At 52.7% G+C, this 21,380-nt stretch carries 20 protein-coding genes; 7 read left to right on the plus strand and 13 right to left on the minus strand.

The features are described 5' to 3' along the window. Positions 1-307: 307 nt before the first annotated feature. Genes ppdD through hofC form a run of 3 tightly spaced genes read left to right on the plus strand, consistent with a single transcriptional unit; the run spans position 308 to position 3,443 of the window. Entirely contained in the window at positions 308-754 is a 447-nt protein-coding gene (ppdD, locus tag DMB82_RS17025) for a prepilin peptidase-dependent pilin (RefSeq protein ID WP_102117348.1), read from the plus strand. A 2-nt stretch (positions 755-756) separates the two neighbouring features. Beyond that, positions 757-2,241, plus strand: a complete 1,485-nt coding sequence (gspE, locus tag DMB82_RS17030; RefSeq protein ID WP_102117349.1) for a type II secretion system protein GspE — start codon at positions 757-759, stop codon at positions 2,239-2,241. Beyond that, the gene (gene hofC, locus DMB82_RS17035) at positions 2,238-3,443 is read left to right on the plus strand and encodes a protein transport protein HofC (protein ID WP_116163723.1); all 1,206 of its coding nucleotides are present in this window, start codon (positions 2,238-2,240) and stop codon (positions 3,441-3,443) included. The genes gspE and hofC overlap by 4 nt, the downstream gene beginning before the upstream one ends. Before the next feature lie 82 nt (positions 3,444-3,525). Here hofC and DMB82_RS17040 read toward each other — a convergent pair whose 3' ends face one another. Further along, the gene (locus DMB82_RS17040) at positions 3,526-4,566 is read right to left on the minus strand and encodes a GMP reductase (RefSeq protein ID WP_095700603.1); all 1,041 of its coding nucleotides are present in this window, start codon (positions 4,564-4,566) and stop codon (positions 3,526-3,528) included. A 286-nt stretch (positions 4,567-4,852) separates the two neighbouring features. Between DMB82_RS17040 and coaE the strand changes: the two genes are divergently transcribed. Genes coaE through yacG form a run of 3 tightly spaced genes read left to right on the plus strand, consistent with a single transcriptional unit; the run spans position 4,853 to position 6,476 of the window. Further along, positions 4,853-5,479: a dephospho-CoA kinase gene (coaE, locus tag DMB82_RS17045; protein WP_116163725.1), complete on the plus strand. Its 627-nt coding sequence runs from the start codon at positions 4,853-4,855 to the stop codon at positions 5,477-5,479. Continuing rightward, positions 5,472-6,224: a cell division protein ZapD gene (gene zapD, locus DMB82_RS17050; protein ID WP_039470059.1), complete on the plus strand. Its 753-nt coding sequence runs from the start codon at positions 5,472-5,474 to the stop codon at positions 6,222-6,224. The genes coaE and zapD overlap by 8 nt, the downstream gene beginning before the upstream one ends. 57 nt (positions 6,225-6,281) lie before the next feature. Further along, positions 6,282-6,476 carry a DNA gyrase inhibitor YacG gene (yacG, locus tag DMB82_RS17055; RefSeq protein ID WP_010297975.1) on the plus strand — a complete coding sequence of 65 codons (195 nt, stop codon included), beginning with the start codon at positions 6,282-6,284 and terminating at the stop codon, positions 6,474-6,476. Between the two features lie 58 nt (positions 6,477-6,534). Here the strand turns inward: yacG and mutT are convergent, their stop codons facing one another. The 3 genes from mutT to secM all read right to left on the minus strand — a co-directional run bounded on the left by mutT (position 6,535) and on the right by secM (position 10,350). Further along, positions 6,535-6,930 (minus strand): 8-oxo-dGTP diphosphatase MutT, encoded by a 396-nt coding sequence (mutT, locus tag DMB82_RS17060; RefSeq protein ID WP_116163727.1) that lies wholly within the window; start codon positions 6,928-6,930, stop codon positions 6,535-6,537. An 89-nt stretch (positions 6,931-7,019) separates the two neighbouring features. Next, the gene (gene secA, locus DMB82_RS17065) at positions 7,020-9,722 is read right to left on the minus strand and encodes a preprotein translocase subunit SecA (protein WP_116163729.1); all 2,703 of its coding nucleotides are present in this window, start codon (positions 9,720-9,722) and stop codon (positions 7,020-7,022) included. A gap of 112 nt (positions 9,723-9,834) precedes the next feature. Further along, entirely contained in the window at positions 9,835-10,350 is a 516-nt protein-coding gene (gene secM / locus DMB82_RS17070) for a secA translation cis-regulator SecM (RefSeq protein WP_170310035.1), read from the minus strand. Between the two features lie 26 nt (positions 10,351-10,376). Between secM and DMB82_RS17075 the strand changes: the two genes are divergently transcribed. After that, positions 10,377-10,904: a DUF721 domain-containing protein gene (locus DMB82_RS17075; protein WP_102117353.1), complete on the plus strand. Its 528-nt coding sequence runs from the start codon at positions 10,377-10,379 to the stop codon at positions 10,902-10,904. An 18-nt stretch (positions 10,905-10,922) separates the two neighbouring features. Here the strand turns inward: DMB82_RS17075 and lpxC are convergent, their stop codons facing one another. The 9 genes from lpxC to murD all read right to left on the minus strand — a co-directional run bounded on the left by lpxC (position 10,923) and on the right by murD (position 21,377). After that, on the minus strand, positions 10,923-11,840 hold the full coding sequence (gene lpxC, locus DMB82_RS17080; RefSeq protein ID WP_029367880.1) for a UDP-3-O-acyl-N-acetylglucosamine deacetylase: 918 nt from the start codon (positions 11,838-11,840) through the stop codon (positions 10,923-10,925). A 104-nt stretch (positions 11,841-11,944) separates the two neighbouring features. Further along, a complete protein-coding gene (gene ftsZ / locus DMB82_RS17085; RefSeq protein WP_116163731.1) occupies positions 11,945-13,096 on the minus strand; it encodes a cell division protein FtsZ in 1,152 nt (383 codons plus the stop codon). A 68-nt stretch (positions 13,097-13,164) separates the two neighbouring features. Further along, on the minus strand, positions 13,165-14,421 hold the full coding sequence (ftsA, locus tag DMB82_RS17090) for a cell division protein FtsA (protein ID WP_102117354.1): 1,257 nt from the start codon (positions 14,419-14,421) through the stop codon (positions 13,165-13,167). A gap of 53 nt (positions 14,422-14,474) precedes the next feature. Next, entirely contained in the window at positions 14,475-15,317 is an 843-nt protein-coding gene (ftsQ, locus tag DMB82_RS17095; protein WP_102117355.1) for a cell division protein FtsQ, read from the minus strand. A 1-nt stretch (position 15,318) separates the two neighbouring features. Beyond that, positions 15,319-16,239 (minus strand): D-alanine--D-alanine ligase, encoded by a 921-nt coding sequence (locus DMB82_RS17100; protein WP_102117356.1) that lies wholly within the window; start codon positions 16,237-16,239, stop codon positions 15,319-15,321. A gap of 8 nt (positions 16,240-16,247) precedes the next feature. After that, complete coding sequence (gene murC / locus DMB82_RS17105) at positions 16,248-17,708, minus strand: UDP-N-acetylmuramate--L-alanine ligase (RefSeq protein ID WP_116163733.1); 1,461 nt, start codon at positions 17,706-17,708, stop codon at positions 16,248-16,250. A 62-nt stretch (positions 17,709-17,770) separates the two neighbouring features. Further along, the gene (murG, locus tag DMB82_RS17110; protein ID WP_116163735.1) at positions 17,771-18,862 is read right to left on the minus strand and encodes an undecaprenyldiphospho-muramoylpentapeptide beta-N-acetylglucosaminyltransferase; all 1,092 of its coding nucleotides are present in this window, start codon (positions 18,860-18,862) and stop codon (positions 17,771-17,773) included. Continuing rightward, on the minus strand, positions 18,859-20,061 hold the full coding sequence (gene ftsW / locus DMB82_RS17115) for a cell division protein FtsW (protein ID WP_102117359.1): 1,203 nt from the start codon (positions 20,059-20,061) through the stop codon (positions 18,859-18,861). The genes murG and ftsW overlap by 4 nt, the downstream gene beginning before the upstream one ends. After that, the gene (murD, locus tag DMB82_RS17120; RefSeq protein ID WP_116163737.1) at positions 20,061-21,377 is read right to left on the minus strand and encodes a UDP-N-acetylmuramoyl-L-alanine--D-glutamate ligase; all 1,317 of its coding nucleotides are present in this window, start codon (positions 21,375-21,377) and stop codon (positions 20,061-20,063) included. The genes ftsW and murD overlap by 1 nt, the downstream gene beginning before the upstream one ends. Positions 21,378-21,380 lie beyond the last annotated feature (3 nt).

Raw genomic sequence — 21,380 nt, forward strand, 5'->3', positions numbered from 1 at the left:
TCTATGTCTACCAACGAGGTGCCATTTCACACCTCGTTCACCTCTTTACATCTCATCCTCTCGCACACCATCGAAACAACACACACTACAAATCCTGCGCGGATTTCCTGTCCCGACAGCGTGAAAATTGCGCCTCTGCTCGCAAAAAATTTTCAATCCTCTGCAAGTCGCTAAAAACATGTCGTAGCGCTTTCCTGTTTCACATTTCCCTGCTCGTCAGCCTTCGCTCCCTTTTCTATGCTGCCGCCATCCGTATGGATTTATGTACCAAAGCCTTTCATTTATGTGCCACAACAGGGAGATCGACATGATAAAACACCAAGGATTTACGCTGATTGAGCTGATGATCGTTATTGCGATCGTCGCCATCCTCAGCGCTATTGGCGTACCGGCTTATCAAGGCTATCTGCAAAAAGCAGCGCTAACAGACATGCTGCAGACGATGGTGTCTTATAAAACACCGGTCGATCTCTGTGGTCTGGAAAATGCCGCGTTTACGGCCTGCAATGTGGGTAGTCAGGGAATTCCGGGGAGTAAATCTTCACGCTATGTCAGCGCCGTTAGCGTCGCTCAAGGCGTGATTACGCTAACTGGCCAATCCACTCTTCAAGGGCTACGCGTTATTCTGACGCCAACGTGGGATACCGAAATCGGCGCTTCACGCTGGACGAAAAACTGTGCCACGGATGACAACGCAGAGAGCCTGCAATCCGCCTGTCAGGACGTTTTCCGTTTCGATAATACAGCAGGCTAATCATGACAGATTCTTCCTTCTCCTCCGAGCATACCCTCAGCGAATTACAGACGCTGTGCCGACGTTATCAGGCATTGTTGCTCAGTCTCGATGAACAAACGCTATCGGTCGCCGTCACGGCCTCCCCTTCTGCGGAGATGATTGCTGCGCTGCGTTTCGCCAGCAATCGCCGTATCATGGTGGAACAATGGCCACAGGCCAGAATGGAACAGCAGCTTAACCCAGTGAACGCCGTTGCCGAGCCCACAGAAACCTACCATGCCAGCACTTATCACAATATTCATAACAACAGCACCGAGCAACAAGATCATAACGACGACTCCCCCGTTGCACAATTTATCCACCAAACGCTACGTCTCGCCGTTCAGCGGCGCGCGTCTGATATCCACTTTGAGCCGTTGCTAGATAGCTACCGCGTACGCCTACGCATTGACGGCGTGCTACAGGCCATATCCGCACCGCCGCCTGAACTGACAAACCGTATTACCGCGCGGCTGAAAATCATGGGCAAGCTGAACATCGCTGAGCGGCGATTGCCGCAGGACGGTCAATTCAGTCTAACGCTGGATCAACAAGCCTATTCGTTGCGCATCGCTACGCTGCCCGTACAACAAGGCGAAAAAGTCGTACTGCGTATTTTGCAAACGCATCAGCAGGAGCTGGCACTGGATAAACTTGGGCTCACCGCAAAGGCGTTACAGCAGGTGATTAGCGTGCTGAGCGCCTCACAGGGGATGCTACTAGTCACGGGTCCAACGGGCAGTGGAAAAACTGTCACGCTTTACAGCGCAATACGCTGGCTAAATGAGTGCAGCCGCAATATCTGTAGCGTGGAAGATCCGGTCGAAATTCCCTTGCAGGGGATCAACCAAACGGCAATCAATCCCAAAGCCGAACTGGGCTTCGGCCGAATTTTACGAGCGCTGCTGCGACAGGATCCAGACGTCATTATGATCGGTGAAATCCGTGACGCTGAAACCGCAGAAATTGCGGTAAAAGCCGCACAAACCGGCCATCTGGTCATGTCCACGCTGCATACCAATTCTGCCGTAGAAACGTTAACTCGCCTCAGTCATCTGGGCATCCCCGGTTACCTGTTAGCCGCGGCGCTAAAACTCATCATCGCACAACGCCTTGTTCGTCGGTTATGCCCGCACTGTAAAACCCTAGGAGAACCGCTACTTTCACTACCCAATGACGTATGGCAAGGGCCACTGCAACATTGGCAAGCCCGCGGCTGTAGCCACTGTTTTTCTGGCTACTATGGTCGCGTCGCGCTCTATGAATTGTTGCCTATCACGCCAGATTTTCAGGCAGCGCTAGCGGGCAACGCCAGCACAGGGGAACTATCTGCACTCTCTCGCCATGCCGGTTTTCCAACGTTGCTGGCAGCAGGGCTTGAGTTGGTCAACGACGGCCTGACCTCACTTGCTGAAGTCTACCGTGTGGTGGGCGATGAGCGGTCAATGAATCAGGAGGCGAAATGAGGCTACAGCGCTTATATCACTGGCAGGCCATCACGTCCGAGGGCGAATTTATCGATGGAGAACTCATTAGCACACATCGCCAGCACGCCTATGCCAGCCTGATTGCACAGGGTTACCAGCCGCTTCTTGTAAAAGCCGGCCATTATCTGTCGCTGCGCTACTGGAAACGTGAGCAGCTAGGCGAGTTAATCAAACAGCTTGCTGCCCTGCTACAAGCCGGATTACCACTGCTGGAAGCATTAAAACTGGTGTCGGAACAGCACGATCGCCTCGGCTGGCGCTGCGTATTACGGGATGTGCGTACCCACGTTGCTCAGGGAAGCTCACTGTCTGAAGCACTACAGGAATATCCTCACATCTTTCCCGTTCTGTATCGTTCCCTCATTGCCGTCGGCGAGCTAACCGGCAAGCTGGACGCATGCTGCCTACAGCTCGCCCAGCAGCAAGAAAAACAGTCCAGGCTGCAACAGAAAGTCATCAAAGCCTTACGCTACCCCTGCTTTGTTTTAGCCATCGCCATGCTGGTCAGCATGATGATGTTAACGCTGGTTCTGCCCGAGTTTGCCTCGCTCTATTCCTCGTTTGATACGCCGTTGCCGTGGTTTACCCGTCAGTTGATTTATCTGGCAGAAATCATATCTGACTACGGACTGATTGGATTACTGATGCTGATTTGCCTGATGGTGGGGTACGCCCGCTTGAGGCAGAGACGGCCATTATGGAAAACCCGAGAGCAAGAATGGCTGCTGAAGCTTCCTATCGTATCCAGCCTGTTACGCGGTAAATCACTGAACCAGATATTCCATATTCTCGCCATGACGCAACATGCTGGCTTGACGCTCCCTGAAGGGCTGGATGCCGCTGCGACGATCCGTCACCCACTTTATCAGGCCGCACTTCAACAGATACAGGCGCAGCTACATCAGGGGACGTCGCTATACCATGCCACACAGCATCACGCCATACTGTTCCCTGCGCCCTGTCCGCAGTTGATCTGCGTGGGGGAAGAAACCGGTGCGTTGGACGCGATCTTTACACAACTGGCAGAATGGCATGAAGGTCGGGTACAACAGCAGGCAGACATGCTGACACAAACGCTGGAACCGTTGCTGATGATGGTCGTCGGGGGAATGGTCGGAGCGCTGGTGATTGGCATGTATTTGCCTATCTTCCAGTTGGGGAATGTATTGGCCAGTGCCTGAACCGACCAATACAGCACGACAACGTTTACACGTTAGGCCGCCCCCCCATCACTAACAGCAAGACGGCGCGTAACAGCGGCAACTATCCGTTGAAAATACGGTTTTCCTGCTCGGCCACGCGGATAAACGTTGTACGCTTCGTCAGCTCTTTCAAACGGGATGCACCGACATAGGTACAGGCCGATCGCAGGCCGCCAAGAATATCGCGTACGGTATTGTCTACCGGACCACGCAGAGGCAATTTCACGGTTTTTCCTTCTGCGGCACGGTACTCCGCTACGCCGCCAACATGACGCTCCATCGCAGATGCAGAACTCATGCCGTAGAACAGCATCATTTTCTCACCGTTTTCTTCCACGATGGTGCCTTCGCATTCGTCATGCCCTGCCAACATACCGCCCAGCATGACGAAATCGGCTCCGCCACCAAATGCTTTCGCGACATCGCCCGGCATGGCACATCCGCCGTCGCTCACGATTTGCCCACCGAGACCATGTGCTGCATCGGCGCATTCGATCACGGCAGAAAGCTGAGGATAACCAACACCCGTTTTAACGCGCGTCGTGCAGACAGAACCAGGGCCAATACCGACTTTCACAATGTCCGCACCGGAGAGAATCAGTTCTTCCACCATTTCGCCGGTCACAACGTTTCCTGCACAGATGACCTTATCCGGGCAGGCCTCACGCGCTTTTTGCAGGAACGTGACAAAGTGCTCGGAATAGCCATTAGCTACGTCGATGCAGATGAATTTCAGCTCAGTCGACAGCGCTAAGATTTGCTTTAACTTGATGAAATCAGCCTCAGATGTCCCAGTCGAGACCATCACATGGCGTAATACTGATGCTGGTGCACGTTGCACAAACTGGGACCATTGTTCGACAGAATAGTGTTTATGGACAGCCGTCAGAACATCAAAAGAGGCCAACACCTCCGCCATACTAAACGTACCCACGGTATCCATATTCGCTGCGATGATCGGTACGCCGGACCAGTTGCCGCCAGCATGGAGGAAGGTGAATTGACGTTCCAATTCAACGTCGGAGCGGCTTTTCAGCGTCGAACGCTTTGGCCGGATGAGAACGTCTTTAAAGCCTAACTTTAAATCTTCTTCAATACGCATGAGGTTCGAGTTCCTGGTTAGTGACGGCGGAATGCTCAGTATTGATTTTTACTGAGTGAAAAAATAATAGCCCTTTACCAGTGACGTTATCATACGCAGGAATAATCCTGCGGCAAGACTGCGATTTTCACTTTATTTGGGATAAAATCAGAGAAATTTACCTATCACCCAGCAAAGTGATAACGTGAAGCACACTGCGGTTGATACCTGATTGACTTCAGGGGGACGGGAAGATATTCCTCACCCTTGAAAATAGTAGAAGTGTTAACTTTTCAACACGGGTGCAATGACATACATCGTAGCCTTAACGGGCGGTATCGGCAGCGGAAAAAGCACCGTAGCCGATGAATTTGCCAAATTAGGGGCCACCATCGTTGATGCGGATATCATCGCGCGTCAGGTAGTCGAGCCTGGGGAACCCGCACTGGATGCCATCAGGCTCCGGTTTGGCGACGCTATGCTCAATGCTGATGGTTCATTGAACCGTGCCGCACTACGCCAGCGGATTTTCTCCTCACCAGAGGAGAAACAGTGGCTGAATAATTTACTCCATCCGTTGATCCACCAAGAAACACAGGCCCGGTTTCAGGCTGCATCCGCACCGTACATTCTGTGGGTCGTCCCATTGCTGGTGGAGAACGGTTTACAACGGCGGGCACAGCGCATTCTGGTCGTTGATGTAGACAAAGACACACAGCTTGCACGCACGCTGGCCCGCGATGGCATTAGCCAGCAACAAGCAGAAAACATACTGGCAGCACAGGCTACCCGAGAACAGCGCCTGGCTTATGCCGATGACATTATTGATAACAGTCGCTGCCCAAACGAGCTGGCTCCACAGGTTGCGGAATTACACCGCCAGTACCTGGAGCTCGCCGCCTCCGCAGCCGACAGGATGACTAAGAATGAGTGACGCTCCCTCAACGATTTTATTCGAATACCCGCTGAACGAAAAAACACGTACCTGGTTGCGTATCGAGTCATTATTGCAGCAGTTGCATCAAAACCACTCCCTGACCGATATGGGAGGCGCTCTGACATTTTTTCGTGCTATCGCCGAACTGCTCGATGTGCTGGAACGTGGAGATGTCCGTACCGAGCTGCTGAAAGATCTGGAGCGGCAACAGCAAAAACTGCTGCAATGGAGTGATGTACCGGGCGTTGACATGGAGCGCATCCATACGCTGAGACGTCAGTTGAAAGATCTGGCTAGTACGTTGATGGCCGCGCCACGAATGGGGCAGTTCTTACGGGAAGATCGCCTGATTGGCATGGTACGCCAGCGTCTTGGTATTCCCGGCGGATGCTGTAGTTTCGATCTGCCCACTCTGCATAGCTGGCTGCACCAACCTCAGGAACTGCGTGAGAAATTGGTTTCCGGCTGGCTTAACTCCTTGTCGCCGCTCAAACAAGCGCTGGATATGATCCTGGAACTGATCCGCCACTCCGGCACGTTCCGCCCGCAGACCAGCCTGAACGGTTTCTTTCAGGACAATGCCTCCGATGCTGACCTGCTACGTTTGCGCCTTGAACAGGTACATCAACTCTATCCGCAGATATCTGGCCATAAGACACGCTATGCCATCCGTTTTCTGCCATTAGATAGCGAAAACGGCCACATTCCTCCGCGTTTAACATTTGAACTGGCCTGCTGCTAGACCCAGCCCTGACAAACCAAAATGTGTTAAATCACAAATAGAGTGAAAAAGAATCTTATGACAACAGAAGTTACGACGGTGAAATGCCCAACCTGCAAGCAGGCGGTCATCTGGGAAGCAGCCAGCATCTATCGCCCATTTTGCAGCAAACGTTGTCAGCTCATCGATTTGGGTGAATGGGCTGATGAAGAAAAGCGCATTCCAAGTGATGATATGGTTTCTGATAGTGAAGAATGGAGCGAAACGCGCTAACGGCCACGTTTCGCTACTATCGTTTTCAGGCAGGGATTTTCAGACAGGTAAAGCTAGATTAAAGCGATTTCAGCCAGCGGATCATCTCCGCATTCGCTGGCGGAAATTCTTCCTCACGTAATTCGTCTACGTTAACCCAGCGAGATTCCTGGCCTTCCCGACCATAGGGTTCCCCCTGCCAGGTTTCAACCAGAAAGAAATGAAGCGTGATGATTCTCTCCGGCGTAGAAAACGCTTTGTTGTTTAGCGGCTGTGGTGCGCTGGCTTCGATACCCGTTTCTTCACGCAGTTCACGAATCAGCGCCAGCTCTGGCGTTTCGCCTTCTTCAATTTTACCGCCGGGAAATTCCCACATCCCTGCCATATGCACGCCATCAGGGCGGCGAGCAATGAAATATTGCTGATCCGCATTGCGGATGATGCCTACCGCGACAGATAACTTTTTTTGCGTCATGACACTTCCTATCAGGTTCTTATCAAGTAAAAGGCGGTCAATGACCGCCTTTTACTTATCACATGTTAATCACTGGATTCAGCAGTCAATTATTTCTGTAAGCGGCCGTGGCACTGCTTATATTTCTTGCCTGAACCACATGGGCAAGGATCGTTACGCCCAATTTTACGGTCTGCCTGCGCCGGTGAACCGGTATTCAGGCCATCTTCTTCCTGATGGCTAAACTGCTGCTGCTGCGCCAAACGATCAGCTTCTTCACGGCGTTGCTGCTCCAGCGCTTCGATTTCTTCCGGCATTCTCACCTGGACTTTGCTCAGCGTACTGATCACTTCATATTTCAGTGATTCCAGCATCGCGGCAAACATAGAGAACGACTCACGCTTATATTCTTGTTTCGGATCTTTCTGTGCATAGCCACGCAGATGAATGCCCTGACGCAAGTAATCCATTGCCGCCAGATGCTCTTTCCACAAGGAATCCAGCGTCTGCAGCATCACGCCTTTCTCGAAGTTGCGCATGACTTCCGCGCCAACCACTTCTTCTTTGCGATGATAAACCTCAAGCGCGTGCTGGAAAATACGTTCACGCAGCGTTTCTTCGTGCAGCTCAGGCTCTTTATCCAGCCACGCCTTGATCGGCATATCCAGATCGAAGTCGTTCTTCAGGCGCTGTTCCAGACCTTCCGTATCCCACATTTCTTCCAGAGATTCAGGTGGAATATAGCTGTCGATAGTCGCTTTAAACACATCCTCACGAATACTGGTTATGGTTTCACTGATATCGGACACATCCAGCAGTTCGTTACGCTGTGTGTAGATCGCACGACGTTGGTCGTTCGCCACATCATCGTATTCCAGCAGTTGTTTACGAATATCAAAGTTACGGCTTTCCACTTTACGCTGTGCGTTAGCAATCGCCTTGGTGACCCACGGGTGCTCAATCGCTTCGCCCGGTTTCATACCCAGCTTGCGCATCATGTTGGAAACGCGATCGGAGGCAAAAATACGCATCAGCGCATCTTCCATCGACAGATAGAAGCGTGATGAACCCGCATCCCCCTGACGGCCGGAGCGACCACGCAGTTGGTTATCGATACGGCGAGACTCATGGCGCTCTGTACCAATAATGTGCAAACCACCCGCTGCCAATACAGCATCATGGCACACTTTCCAGGCCGCTTTGATTTCTGCAATTTGCGCATCATCCGGGTTTTCCAGATGTGCGACTTCGGCCTGCCAGCTACCGCCCAATACGATGTCCGTACCACGACCGGCCATGTTAGTCGCGATAGTGACCGCACCAGACTGACCCGCCTGAGCAACAATGTCCGCTTCCATGGCGTGGAATTTCGCATTCAACACATTGTGTTTGATCCCCGCTTTTTCGAGCGCCTGAGAAACCACTTCGGATTTCTCGATGGAAATCGTACCGACCAGAATAGGCTGACCTTTTACGGAACGGTCTTTGATATCTTCAATGATGGCATCGATTTTTTCCTGCTCGGTCATGTAGACCAGGTCAGGCAAGTCTTTACGAACCATCGGACGGTTGGTCGGCACCACAATCGTATCCAGCTTATAGATAGAGCTGAATTCGAATGCTTCGGTATCTGCCGTACCGGTCATCCCTGCCAGTTTTTCATACAGGCGGAAGTAATTCTGGAAGGTAATGGAAGCCAGCGTCTGGTTTTCATTCTGAATGGCCACCTTCTCTTTCGCTTCCACAGCCTGATGCAGGCCATCGGACCAGCGACGCCCCTGCATGGTACGGCCAGTATGTTCGTCGACGATGATCACTTCACCGTCTTTCACAATGTAGTCCACATCGCGGGTAAACAGCACGTGCGCACGCAGCGCAGCGGTAACATGGTGCATCAGCATGATGTTCGTCGGCGAGTACAGTGATTCTCCCTCCTCCATAATGCCTTCCCGCACCAGCAGTTCTTCTACCAGAACCAGACCACGTTCGGTGAGGTTAACCTGACGCGCTTTCTCATCAACAGAGAAATGGCCTTCGCCGAGGAAGGTATCCGAATCGTCTTTCTCCTGACGGATCAGGTGGGGGATGATTTTATTGACGCTGATATAAAGCTCAGAGCTGTCTTCAGCCGGGCCGGAAATGATCAGCGGCGTACGCGCTTCATCGATCAGGATGGAGTCAACCTCATCCACCAGCGCGTAGTACAATTTGCGCTGTACGCGTTCTTCTGGGCTGAACGCCATGTTGTCACGCAGGTAGTCAAAACCGTATTCGTTATTGGTACCGTAGGTGATGTCTGCCGCATAGGCTTCACGCTTCGCCGGAGCAGGCATTCCCGGCAGGTTAATCCCAACGCTCAGGCCAAGGAACTCAAACAGCGGACGGTTATTTTCGGCATCACGCTGTGCCAGATAGTCGTTCACGGTAACCACGTGTACGCCACGACCCGTCAGCGCATTCAGGTACGCAGGCAGCGTTGCCGTCAGCGTTTTACCTTCACCGGTACGCATCTCCGCGATGCAGCGTTCGTTCAGTACCATACCGCCGAGAAGCTGCACGTCGAAGTGGCGCATGCCAAATACACGCTTACTGGATTCACGCACCACAGCGAAGGCTTCCGGCAGCAGGCTCTCCAGCGTCGCGCCTTTTTCCAGACGAACACGGAACTCCAGCGTTTTCGCTTGCAGTTCCTCATCTGAAAGTTTTTCCATTTCTGGTTCTAAACGGTTGATGACATCAACATTTTTACGCATACGACGCAGCGTACGATCGTTACGGCTACCAAAAATTTTGGTTAGGATATTCATGACCATAATAGTTTTAATCTCACAAATGCCACGTATCCAGTGGCAACACAACATCGAAAAACTGAGAAACTCAGCAAAAAACGAGAGAAATTTCTTCAGCTAATTATCCACTACACTTTCAGCTGAGAAGGGAAGGTCCTGCACGGATGCCGCGGATTTGGGCAAGCCAGATGCCGATTTGATGGTGTGCCTGAGGATAAAAAGTGACGCGCCCAGCATGGGGGGAGATCACAAAGGGATACTGGGAATCCTGCGTCAGCAAAGCATTTAGCGTATCCAGCAAAACCAGAGAATGAGGTTGAAGATCGTCAACCTGTTGGGCACTGGCCGTCTGTGGCGTCGTCAACGCAAAAGAAAGGTGGCGAATTACCGTACGAATCGCATGCTGGTGCCAGTAGTCAACGCTGTAGGACGAGCGCCGATGCGCTTCTTTCAGCGCGACCAGATCGGTAAGGTTCAGCGATACGTTATTCTGGCGACTCACGCTGGAGCTTGAATTAGGGAGTGAGGCGATATCCTGTGAGTCGTTCAGACTTGTCGGCAGGCCAAGACTCGCCGCGACCATCCCTAATAAGAGATGCGGCCAGAAATAACGTCTACCAAATTGTCGCCAACGATTTAGAATACCAATCACGAGTAACATCCACCGGAGCCAAGCCTATGCGTGATAGCCGCCCACAATCACTGGAATTTCTGTTTGATAACGCATCCATGTCGGGTAAAGGCCCGCTACAAGATGTGCAACAGCGCGCTATCGCCTTATTAAAACTCAACCGCGCCGTACGCGGATTACTGCCTGCACCGTTGCACCCATGGTGCCGCGTCGCTAATTACCGGCAAGGTTTACTAATACTGGAAACCGCCAACGCCAGTTGGTTGATGCGGTTACGTTACGAACAACCTGCATTACTCTCTGCATTACGCGCACAAATACTACCATCATTGGCTTCAATCGACATCAGGATTAATCCAACGCTTGCCGCAAAAGGGCATGAAATCGTGAAAAATAGTGACATTGCAGCGACGGAAAATACCGACGACAAACCGTTACGTCAGTTGAGTGAACAAAGTGCGGAGACATTGAGGACATTAGCAGGCAACAGCCCGGAAAAACTCAGAGAGATATTAGAACGACTGGCTTCTCTGGCCGGAGAGAGTACCAGTAAAACCAGTCGTAATAAGAAGTGATTACTTCAAGTTCAAGCGTTACGCCAGCACGATAGACGGTGCTTTAAATGCCAACGGCATTTCAGCTTCGTCTTCAAAGGTGACGTATTCCCACGCTTCCTGATTTGCCAGCACAGCCTGCAACAGTTTGTTGTTCAGCGCGTGTCCAGACTTAAACGCAGAAAACGCACCGATGATGTTGTAGCCACACATAAACAGGTCACCAATGGCATCCAGCATTTTATGGCGCACAAACTCATCTTCAAAACGCAGACCGTCTTCGTTCAGTACGCGGTAATCGTCAACAACGATGGCGCAATCCATACTGCCGCCCAGGCACAACCCACGAGACTGCAAGTATTCGATATCGCGCATGAAGCCGAATGTACGTGCACGGCTAATCTGACGAACAAACGCATCAGCGGAGAAATCCAAACGATAGCGCTGGTTGCCTGCATCAATCGCCGGGTGGTTGAAATCGATAGTGAAATCCAAACTGAAGCCGTTAAACGGTTTCATCTCGGCCCACTTGTCGCCATCTTCAACACGAACGGACTGTTTGATACGTACGAATTTCTTGGCACAATTCAGCTCTTCGATACCCGCATCTAACAGCAGGTAAACGAACGGGCTGGCGCTGCCATCCATAATTGGAATTTCTGGCGCGTCAACATCAATGACAATATTGTCAATGCCCAACCCTGCAAGCGCAGCGTTAAGATGCTCCACCGTAGAAATACGGACGTCATGCTCATTAACTAGGCAAGTACAGAGCATGGTATCACGCACGGATTTTGCATCAGCCGGAAAATCAACCGGGGGATTCAAGTCTGTGCGGCGATAGATGACCCCGGTATTTGCCGGTGCAGGACGCATGGTCAACGTGACCTTCTTGCCGGTATGTAACCCGACACCAGTCGCCTGAACAATACGTTTTAATGTACGTTGTTTGATCATCATTTTATCTCGCATGTTACTGAACCTACCGACCTAGTATACACCAAGCTCGGTGGCACAGTTTAGCACAAAGAGCGGAGATTCCAACGTTATCTGGCAGCAAATTAGTCTGCCTGCTTACGCAGAAACGCTGGGATATCGAGATAGTCTGGCTCTTTATTCGTCTGCGGATTCGGGTCGTTAACCACTTTGGCCGCTGGTTTTTCCTGCGCCAGTGGAGTCATACCGTGTTGCTGATAGCGATGATCCATCACAGGCTGGCTGGCCTGTTTGTTCGTCACCAGCGTAATCTCAGGACGTTTGTCCATGCCGATGCCTGTCGCAACAACCGTGACACGCAGTTCATCATTCATTTCCGGATCAAGCGACGTACCGATGACGACTGTCGCATTATCGGACGCGAATGCACGGATGGTGTTACCTACAGTCTCAAACTCATCCAAACGCAGGTCAAAGCCCGCCGTGATGTTGACCAACACGCCACGCGCGCCGGACAGATCGATATCTTCCAACAGTGGGCTAGAGATCGCCATTTCCGCTGCTTCTTCTGCACGGTCTTCACCACGCGCAACACCGGAACCCATCATGGCATAACCCATTTCGGACATCACGGTACGCACGTCTGCAAAGTCGACGTTCATCAGGCCCGGACGTGTGATCAGCTCGGCAATACCCTGCACCGCGCCTTTCAGTACATCGTTTGCCGCGCCAAATGCATCCAGCAGGGAGATACCGCGTCCCAGCACTTTCAGCAGTTTGTCGTTTGGAATGGTGATCAGCGAGTCGACGTGCTTAGACAGCTCGGCGATACCCTGCTCCGCAAATGCCATACGCTTTTTGCCTTCAAAGTTGAAAGGCTTGGTCACGACAGCGACGGTCAGAATGCCCAGATCTTTTGCAACTTCGGCAACAACTGGCGCAGCACCTGTACCTGTACCACCGCCCATACCCGCGGCGATAAACACCATGTCTGCACCTTCCAGTGCTGAACGCAATGCTTCACGATCTTCTTCAGCCGAATTACGGCCGACTTCTGGGTTAGCGCCAGCACCCAGACCCTTTGTAATGCCGCTACCGATCTGAATCGTCTGGCCAACAGCCGTTTTGCGTAATGCCTGCGCATCCGTGTTGACCGCGAAGAATTCGACGCCTTCGATGCGCTCACGCACCATGTGTTCGACGGCATTACCACCGCCGCCACCGACGCCGATGACTTTAATCACCGCGTCGTTGGTTAATTCCATTGGTTCAAACATAATTTCTCTCCGTTTGTGCCTGTAACTGCGAGATCATAAAACTGTGCCAGGTGATCTCTTTGATAAAATTAAAATTCTTTCCTCAACCAGCTGTTGATTCTCTTGAACCAGTTGCTCACTGAGGCACGTTTTTCGACTTCATGCTCACCACCCAGATGAGATTCTTTTCCGTAATGCAGTAACCCAACCGCCGTTGAGTAATAAGGCTCTTGGGCATAATCCGTCAGCCCTGTTATATTCATTGGTTGTCCAATACGCACCTGTGTATGGAACACACGCTGCGCACAGGCCGCCAGACCGTCTATTTGCGCAGCACCGCCCGTCAGCACGATCCCTGCTGCCAGATGGTGTTTCACGCCTTGTTGACGCAACTGCTCCTGCAACTGTAAAAGTTCATCGTTCACCAAGTTCAACAGCTCGGTGTAACGTGGTTCAATCACTTCCGCCAATGTCTGCCTTTGCAGACTGCGGGGTGGACGTCCTCCAACGCTCGGGACTTCCACATTCTCATCTTTGCCGACGATCGCGCCTAATGCACAACCGTAGCGTACCTTGATCGCTTCGGCATCCGTCGGCGGCGTGCCAAATGCATAGGCAATATCGCTGGTAACTACATTGCCCGCATACGGAATCACTTTAGTGTGTCGCAATGCACCGCCGGTATAGACCGCAATGTCCATTGTACCGCCGCCGATATCCACAACGCACACACCCAACTCACGTTCGTCTTCAGTCAGAACCGCATAACTGGAAGCCAGTCCCGCAAAAATCAGTTGGTCGACCTTTAAACCGCAGCGTTCAACGGCTTTAACAATGTTCTTCGCCATATCGTTATGGCAGGTTATCAGGTGGACTTTCGCCTGCATGCGCACGCCGGATAAGCCAACTGGGTTTTTAATCCCTTCCTGATAATCGATCGCGTACTCCTGTGGAATCACATGGAGAACACGATGTTCATCACGCACGCGCACAGATTTAGCAGTATGCACCACGCTTTCCACATCGTCCTGTGTCACTTCTTCTTCTGAAATAGGCACCATCCCTATTTCATTCTGGCAACTGATGTGTTTTCCCGACAGCGCCAGATACACGGAGGAGATCTGGCAGTCTGCCATCAACTCAGCCTGATCAATAGCGCGCTGCACACATTTAACGACCGATTCCAGATCGTTTACGCCGCCTTTATCCATACCGCGTGACGGGCAACTGCCTACGCCAATAATGTTGACCATGCCGTCGGGCAGAACTTCCCCTACCAGCGCAGCCACTTTTGCTGTACCGATTTCCAGCCCAACTACCAGTTTTCTGTCCGTCGACTTGATCATTGTTGTTTAGCCTGTGCCTATTTCTGGTTACTGTTCTTTTGCTGATCAATGTCTTATTGCTGACCAACTCGTTGCCGATCACCATGTTGTGGTTGATCACCATGTTGTTGATCAAGCAAGGCAGGAGCCCAACCTATCGCGGCCCCGCTGTCATACCGCAAATCCACATGGCTGATACGTTTGTTTTCGCTCTGAGCCTGCCGCTGCAACAGCGGATACAGCTCGATAAAGCGTTGCAGACGTTTGGCCCTATCGTCCCGCCCCAATTCAAGGCGAGTATCATCGTCTAATCCTAGTTGCCACGAATGCCGCGCACTCATCGCCACCATTTTTAACGTAAACTTCGCGGCGGCTAGCGTCTGATTCATTGCGCGATAGCCTTCCAGCACTTCTGCCTCACTGCCTTCCGGACCATACAGCAACGGCATCTTACGATTGCCAATACGTTCGGCAGGTACACTGAACGAATTTCCTTCTGCATCAACCATTAGCTGATCATTCCAACGCGCTACCGGAACATACTCAACCAAATGAATCTTTAATTCGTCCGGCCACTGCTTACGTACACTAGCCTGTTTTATCCACGACAGACGCTCGATCTGCTGCTGGATCACGTTCACATCCTGTGTCATGAACGTTCCCGGCGACCCCAACGACAAAATCGCCTGACGGATATCGTCGTTGGTGGTGTACTGCCTTTCCCCTGTCACTGCCATGCGGGAGAGCGGTAAGCGGCTGGCGTCTTTCATCCACCCCACAACCATCCAACTTCCCCAAACGATCGTCCCTATCACCATCAGCAGGAAAATCATCCCTGCCAGTTGGCCTCCATTACTGCGACGTGTTCCTTTCGTTTCAGGCTCTCGTCCGCGTGTATTCAGCGCTGCCTGCGACATATCAGCCAGCAAGCCCTAAAATTTTCACGACCAGTTGTGAGAAAGTCAGCCCGCGTTGGCGCGCCGCCATAGGAACCAGACTGTGGCTCGTCATACCCGGAGACGTATTCACCTCAAGTAGATAGAAGGCGCCGTCGCTATCCAGCATAAAATCGACGCGCCCCCACCCACTGCAACCCACCGCACGATAAGCCGCCATTGCCAGTCCCGCTAACGCCTGCTCTTGCTCGTCCGGCAAACCACTCGGACAGAAATACTGCGTATCATCCGATAGATATTTCGCTTCATAATCGTAAAACGTACCCGCAGGCTGAATACGAATAGAAGGCAACACGTCATCACCTAGAATAGCAACCGTATACTCTGGGCCACTCAGCCATTTCTCGACGAGAACATCATCGTCGTGACGGAATGCTTCTTCCAATGCCGCAGGCAGCTCGCTAAGCGTATTCACTTTGCTCATGCCAACGCTGGAACCTTCACGGCTTGGCTTGACGATCAACGGCAATCCGAGATGGGTGAACTTCGCTAACAAGGCGTTTGCCGCCATTTCTGAATATTGGCGACGATCCAGCGCCACGTATGGCGATACCGGCAATCCCAACGTTTGCCACACCTGTTTGGTGCGGAGTTTATCCATCGTCAGTGCGGATGCCATGACGCCGCTGCCAGTATAAGGCAGCCCTAGGAATTCCAAAACGCCCTGCAATGTGCCGTCTTCACCACCACGCCCATGCAACGCGATGAAAACCTTGGTAAAGCCTTGTTCCTTTAACGTCGTCACAGAGACGTCACGGGTATCAACCGCATGCGCGTTGATACCCGCTTCTTTCAGGCCAGCCAAAACCGCCTGACCAGAAAGTAACGACACTTCACGTTCGGCAGAGGTTCCACCAAGCAATACAGCAACTTTCTCAGTCATGATGTTCCTCATTCACTCATCTGCGGCTGTAATCTGGAATCAGCCAGTTTACGCGCCAATTTACCGATGTTGCCGGCACCCTGAACCAAAATCAGGTCTTCACCTCGCAGCGCCTGTGACAACAGTTCAGGTAAAGTATCCACATCCGTCACCAGAATCGGATCAATCTTACCTCTTCCACGAATCGTACGGCACAGCGAACGGCTGTCCGCGCCTGGAATCGGCGACTCTCCGGCGGAATACACATCCAACATCAGCAGCACGTCAACCTGTGATAACACATGCGCGAAATCATCATACAAATCGCGGGTTCGCGTATAGCGATGCGGCTGAAAAATCATGACCAACCGCTTATTCGGCCACCCAGCGCGGGCAGCTTTAATCGTGGCATCAACTTCCGTCGGGTGGTGGCCGTAATCATCCACCAACATCGCCGTACCGCTTTGCCCATTAACCAGTTCAAGCGGATACTCACCGAGGAAATCAAAGCGACGTCCGGTACCCTGAAAACGCTCAAGCGCGCGCAGAATCGCCTCATCATCAATACCCTCATCCGTTGCTACGGCAACCGCCGCCGCCGCGTTGAGCGCATTGTGACGCCCCGGTGCATTCAGCGTAACGTTTAGCAGCGGTTTATCTTTCCGCTCCAGCGTAAAATGCCCTTGCGCACCAGTCTGGTGATACCCTGAAATACGCACATCGGCATCGTCGCTAAAGCCATACGTGGTGATATGACGTCCCACGCGCGGTAACAGCTCACGGATTACTGCATCATCAATACACATCACCGCTTGCCCGTAAAACGGCAGGTTGTGCAGGAAATTGATGAACGTCTGCTTCAGGTTCTCAAAATCGCCCTGATAGGTATCCATATGGTCGGCTTCAATGTTGGTCACAATCGCCACCATCGGCTGCAAATGCAGGAAAGACGCATCGCTTTCATCCGCTTCCGCAATCAGGTAGCGGCTTGAGCCCAAACGCGCATGCGTTCCTGCCGCCTTCACTAATCCGCCATTCACAAACGTCGGATCTAACCCTGCTTCCGCGTAAATACTGGTGACCATCGCCGTTGTCGTCGTCTTACCGTGCGTACCCGCAATCGCAATACCGTGACGAAAACGCATCAGTTCCGCCAACATCTCAGCACGACGGATCACCGGAATACGAGCGTCATGTGCGGCGACAATCTCAGGGTTATCCGCAGTAATCGCACTCGACACCACCACCACGCTGGCGTTCAGAACATTCTCCGCACGGTGGTGGAAGTAAATCTGCGCCCCAAGTTCGGTCAACTGCTGCGTCACTGCATTCGGTGCCAGATCGGACCCGCTAATCTCATAACCTTCGTTGGCCAACACTTCGGCGATACCACCCATGCCAGCACCGCCGATGCCGACAAAGTGTATGTGCCGGACGCGATGCATCTCGGGCACGATTGAACGTAGTTTCGCCAGTTGTTGAGTATTCACTTTATTCTATCGCTACCTTGTAGCGTCGTCGCACAGCCTTATGTCCGACAACGTTGTATTAATTAACCATGAGCCACATGTGTGGCCCGACTGCCTGCCGCTGCACTGACTTCCGCCGCAACCCGTTCGGTTGCATCTGGAATGGCCACTGCGCGGGCTTTTTGCGCCATTGTCACCAAGGTGGCGCGATCCCAACCGGACAGCACCTCGCTAACCGCCGCCACGCTGAACTGTGGCTGCTCAATAATTTTTGCCGCACCGGCCTTTTCCAACGGCAGCGCATTCCAGTACTGCTGCCGATCTTTATGTTGGAACGGGACAAACAGCGCTGGTAGCCCAGCCGCAGCAATTTCACTGACGGTTAATGCGCCGGAACGGCACACCACAACATCCGCCCAAGCGTAAGCTGCCGCCATGTCATCAATAAACTCGGTAATCTTGTGCTGCGTCTGCCCAACATCTTGATAGGCCTGCTGAACGGTTGATAACGCACCTTTGCCAACCTGATGCCAAATCGTCACGCGATCGCCCAGCTGTGCCGCCACACCGGGCAGCGTTTGGTTCAGTACTCTTGCGCCCTGACTACCACCAACAACCAGCACCCTCACAGGGCCTGAGCGATCGGCTAATCGTGTTTCAGGCGCAGGTAACGCCAGCACATCGGTTCTGACCGGATTCCCCACAACATCTGCGTTGGGAAACGCGCCAGGAAATGCCTGCAATACTTTTTTTGCGATATGGGATAACCAGCGGTTGGTTAGCCCTGCAATGCCATTCTGCTCATGCAGTACGACCGGAATGCCACACAGCCAGGCTGCCAAGCCGCCAGGGCCGGAAACGTAACCGCCCATACCTAGCACCACATCAGGCTGGTAGCGGCGCATAATCGCGCGAGCCTGACGCACGGCCTGAAAAATACGAATCGGCGCACTTAACTGCGCCAGAATACCTTTACCACGCAAGCCAGAAATGCGGATAAAATCAATTTCGATACCATGCTTAGGCACCAAATCGGCTTCCATACGATCCGCCGTACCTAACCAGCGAACCTGCCAGCCCTGCGCCATCAGGTGGTGCGCAACCGCCAGCCCAGGGAAGACATGCCCACCCGTACCGCCAGCCATCACCATCAAACGCTTGCCTTCGCCACTCATCGGGCACCTCTCGTAAACGCCTGCGCTTTCGTCAGACGCGTTTCAAAATCAATGCGTAACAACAACACAATCGCCGTCGACATAATCAGCAAACTGGAACCGCCATAACTGATCAGCGGTAGCGTTAACCCTTTTGTCGGCAACATTCCCGCTGCCGCGCCAACATTTACCAGCGTCTGAAAGCTGAACCAAACGCCGATCGAACATGCCAGAAAGCCCGAAAAACGCTGATCGATCTCCAGCGCTCGCTTCCCGATAGACATCGCGCGAAAAGCGACGAAGAATATCATTAACAACGCTAAAACCACACCGATATAGCCGAGTTCTTCACCTAAAATGGAGAAAATGAAATCGGTATGCGCTTCTGGTAAATACTCCAGTTTCTGTACTGAATTTCCCAGCCCTTGTCCCCAGAATTCACCGCGTCCAAACGCCATCAGGGACTGCGTTAATTGGTAGCCATCGCCGAACGGATCGTCCCATGGATTCCAGAAAGACGTCACACGGCGCATACGGTAGGGTTCAGCCACAATCAGCAGGCCAACAGCAAACCCACCGGAACCAATGATCGCCAGAAACTGCCACATCTTGGCACCAGCCAGAAACAACATCGCCAGTGTCGTAATAAACAGAACAACCACGGTACCGAGGTCAGGCTGCGCCAGCAGCAGCACCGCCAACACCACCATCACGCCCATCGGTTTGCAAAAGCCCCAGAAGTTATTTCGTACTTCTTCAACTTTTCTCACCATGTAGCTGGACAGGTAGCAAAACAGCGCCAGCTTAGATAATTCCGCAGGCTGAATACGCAATGGCCCCAGTGAAATCCAGCGTGATGCACCGTTGACCGAGCTTCCCACCGCGAGCACCACAAGCAACATAACCATAGAGAGCAATAGCAGCACCGGGCTGTAACGTTGCCATATCTCCATCGGGACACGCAGGGTGATTAACGACAAGCCAAATGCCAATCCCAGATAAATCGCATCACGTTTCGCGAACAGGAACGGGTCGCTGGCAAGACGCTGCCCGACAGGCATAGAAGCCGACGTCACCATCACAAAACCAATCACGGCCAGCCCAAGCGTCAACCACACCAATGTTCTGTCGTACAGAACAATGCTGAGCGTATCGCTTTCGCGCGTTCCCATAACCCAGCTCTTGATGCGTTCGATAAACGCCAGCCCGAAGAACCGCATCAGCCTAACTCCTCCGCCAGACGAGCAAATTCATCGCCTCGCTGTTCAAAGCTGCGGAACTGATCCAGGCTGGCGCAGGCTGGCGACAGCAACACCAGATCACCCGGTTTAACGCGTTCGGCGATGATACGCATCGCCTGTTCCATCGTTTCTGTCTGCTCGGCAATTTCTGGACGCAGCGCAGCCAGCTGTTGCCCATCCTGACCGAAGCAATACACATGAATGTGCTCGCCCTGCAAATACGGCACCAACGGTGAGAAATCGGCAGATTTACCGTCACCGCCTAACAGCAGATGCAACGTGCCTTCTACCGCTAAACCGCTCAATGCGGCCTCGGTGCTGCCCACATTGGTCGCTTTAGAATCATTGATCCACCGCACGCCGTTGCGCTCAAAGGCCATTTGAAAGCGATGAGGTAGCCCGGTAAATGACGTCAACGCCGTCAGCGCAGACGAGCGGGGAATCTTCACGGCATCAGCCAGCGCCAGCGCTGCCAATGCGTTCGTATAATTGTGCTGTCCAACCAGCTTGATTTCACGGGTATTGAGCACTCGTTCACCATCCACCCGCAGCCAGGTTTCTCCCTGCTGGCGGTTAAGATGATAATCGCCGACATCAACCCCAAAACTGCGGCAGCGAGCATCCGCACCGCGAACTGGCATGGTCAGCGCATCGTCAGCATTCACAACACACAAATTTGCGTGTTCATAAATACGCAATTTCGCCGCCCGATACTGCTGTAGACCAAACGGGTAACGGTTGGTGTGATCTTCCGTCACGTTCAGAATGGTTGCCGCCGCGGCGTGCAGGCTACTCGTCGTTTCCAGTTGGAAACTCGACAGTTCCAGTACATACAGTTGAGCAGGCTCTTCAAGCAGTTGCAGTGCAGGTAGGCCGATGTTGCCACCCACCCCCACCTGCCAGCCTGCGGCACGCGCCATTTCACCGACCAGCGTCGTCACCGTGCTTTTACCGTTAGAACCGGTAATCGCCACAATCGGAGCCTGCGCTTCACGGCAGAACAGTTCGATATCGCCAACGATCTCAATGCCAGCGTCGGCAGCGTCACACAGAATCGGCGTCGCCAACGCAACACCGGGGCTGGCGACGATCAAATCTGCGTTCATCAGCCAGTCTTGATTCAGGCTACCGAGGTGTCGTTCCACCTGCTCCGGCAGTTTATCCAAACCTGGCGGACTGATACGGGTATCCACTACGCGCGGTACGACATCGCGCGCGAGAAAGAAATCAACACAGGAGAGCCCAGTCAGACCCAACCCGATAATGACGACTTTTTTACCCTGATAGTCCACCATGTC

Source organism: Pectobacterium aquaticum (assembly GCF_003382565.3).
In the GTDB taxonomy this organism is placed as follows: domain Bacteria; phylum Pseudomonadota; class Gammaproteobacteria; order Enterobacterales; family Enterobacteriaceae; genus Pectobacterium; species Pectobacterium aquaticum.

What these genes read in the sequence shown, in the direction of transcription:
- ftsW (WP_102117359.1), bottom strand. Translation starts at nt 20,061, where the DNA reads ATGCGGTTCTTCGGGCTGGCGTTTATCGAACGCATCAAGAGCTGGGTT.
- DMB82_RS17075 (WP_102117353.1), top strand. Translation starts at nt 10,377, where the DNA reads ATGCGTGATAGCCGCCCACAATCACTGGAATTTCTGTTTGATAACGCA.
- yacG (WP_010297975.1), top strand. Translation starts at nt 6,282, where the DNA reads ATGACAACAGAAGTTACGACGGTGAAATGCCCAACCTGCAAGCAGGCG.
- hofC (WP_116163723.1), top strand. Translation starts at nt 2,238, where the DNA reads ATGAGGCTACAGCGCTTATATCACTGGCAGGCCATCACGTCCGAGGGC.
- DMB82_RS17100 (WP_102117356.1), bottom strand. Translation starts at nt 16,239, where the DNA reads ATGACTGAGAAAGTTGCTGTATTGCTTGGTGGAACCTCTGCCGAACGT.
- DMB82_RS17040 (WP_095700603.1), bottom strand. Translation starts at nt 4,566, where the DNA reads ATGCGTATTGAAGAAGATTTAAAGTTAGGCTTTAAAGACGTTCTCATC.
- murG (WP_116163735.1), bottom strand. Translation starts at nt 18,862, where the DNA reads ATGAGTGGCGAAGGCAAGCGTTTGATGGTGATGGCTGGCGGTACGGGT.
- gspE (WP_102117349.1), top strand. Translation starts at nt 757, where the DNA reads ATGACAGATTCTTCCTTCTCCTCCGAGCATACCCTCAGCGAATTACAG.
- coaE (WP_116163725.1), top strand. Translation starts at nt 4,853, where the DNA reads ATGACATACATCGTAGCCTTAACGGGCGGTATCGGCAGCGGAAAAAGC.
- ftsA (WP_102117354.1), bottom strand. Translation starts at nt 14,421, where the DNA reads ATGATCAAGTCGACGGACAGAAAACTGGTAGTTGGGCTGGAAATCGGT.
- ftsQ (WP_102117355.1), bottom strand. Translation starts at nt 15,317, where the DNA reads ATGTCGCAGGCAGCGCTGAATACACGCGGACGAGAGCCTGAAACGAAA.
- ppdD (WP_102117348.1), top strand. Translation starts at nt 308, where the DNA reads ATGATAAAACACCAAGGATTTACGCTGATTGAGCTGATGATCGTTATT.
- ftsZ (WP_116163731.1), bottom strand. Translation starts at nt 13,096, where the DNA reads ATGTTTGAACCAATGGAATTAACCAACGACGCGGTGATTAAAGTCATC.
- zapD (WP_039470059.1), top strand. Translation starts at nt 5,472, where the DNA reads ATGAGTGACGCTCCCTCAACGATTTTATTCGAATACCCGCTGAACGAA.
- lpxC (WP_029367880.1), bottom strand. Translation starts at nt 11,840, where the DNA reads ATGATCAAACAACGTACATTAAAACGTATTGTTCAGGCGACTGGTGTC.
- murD (WP_116163737.1), bottom strand. Translation starts at nt 21,377, where the DNA reads ATGGTGGACTATCAGGGTAAAAAAGTCGTCATTATCGGGTTGGGTCTG.
- mutT (WP_116163727.1), bottom strand. Translation starts at nt 6,930, where the DNA reads ATGACGCAAAAAAAGTTATCTGTCGCGGTAGGCATCATCCGCAATGCG.
- secA (WP_116163729.1), bottom strand. Translation starts at nt 9,722, where the DNA reads ATGGTCATGAATATCCTAACCAAAATTTTTGGTAGCCGTAACGATCGT.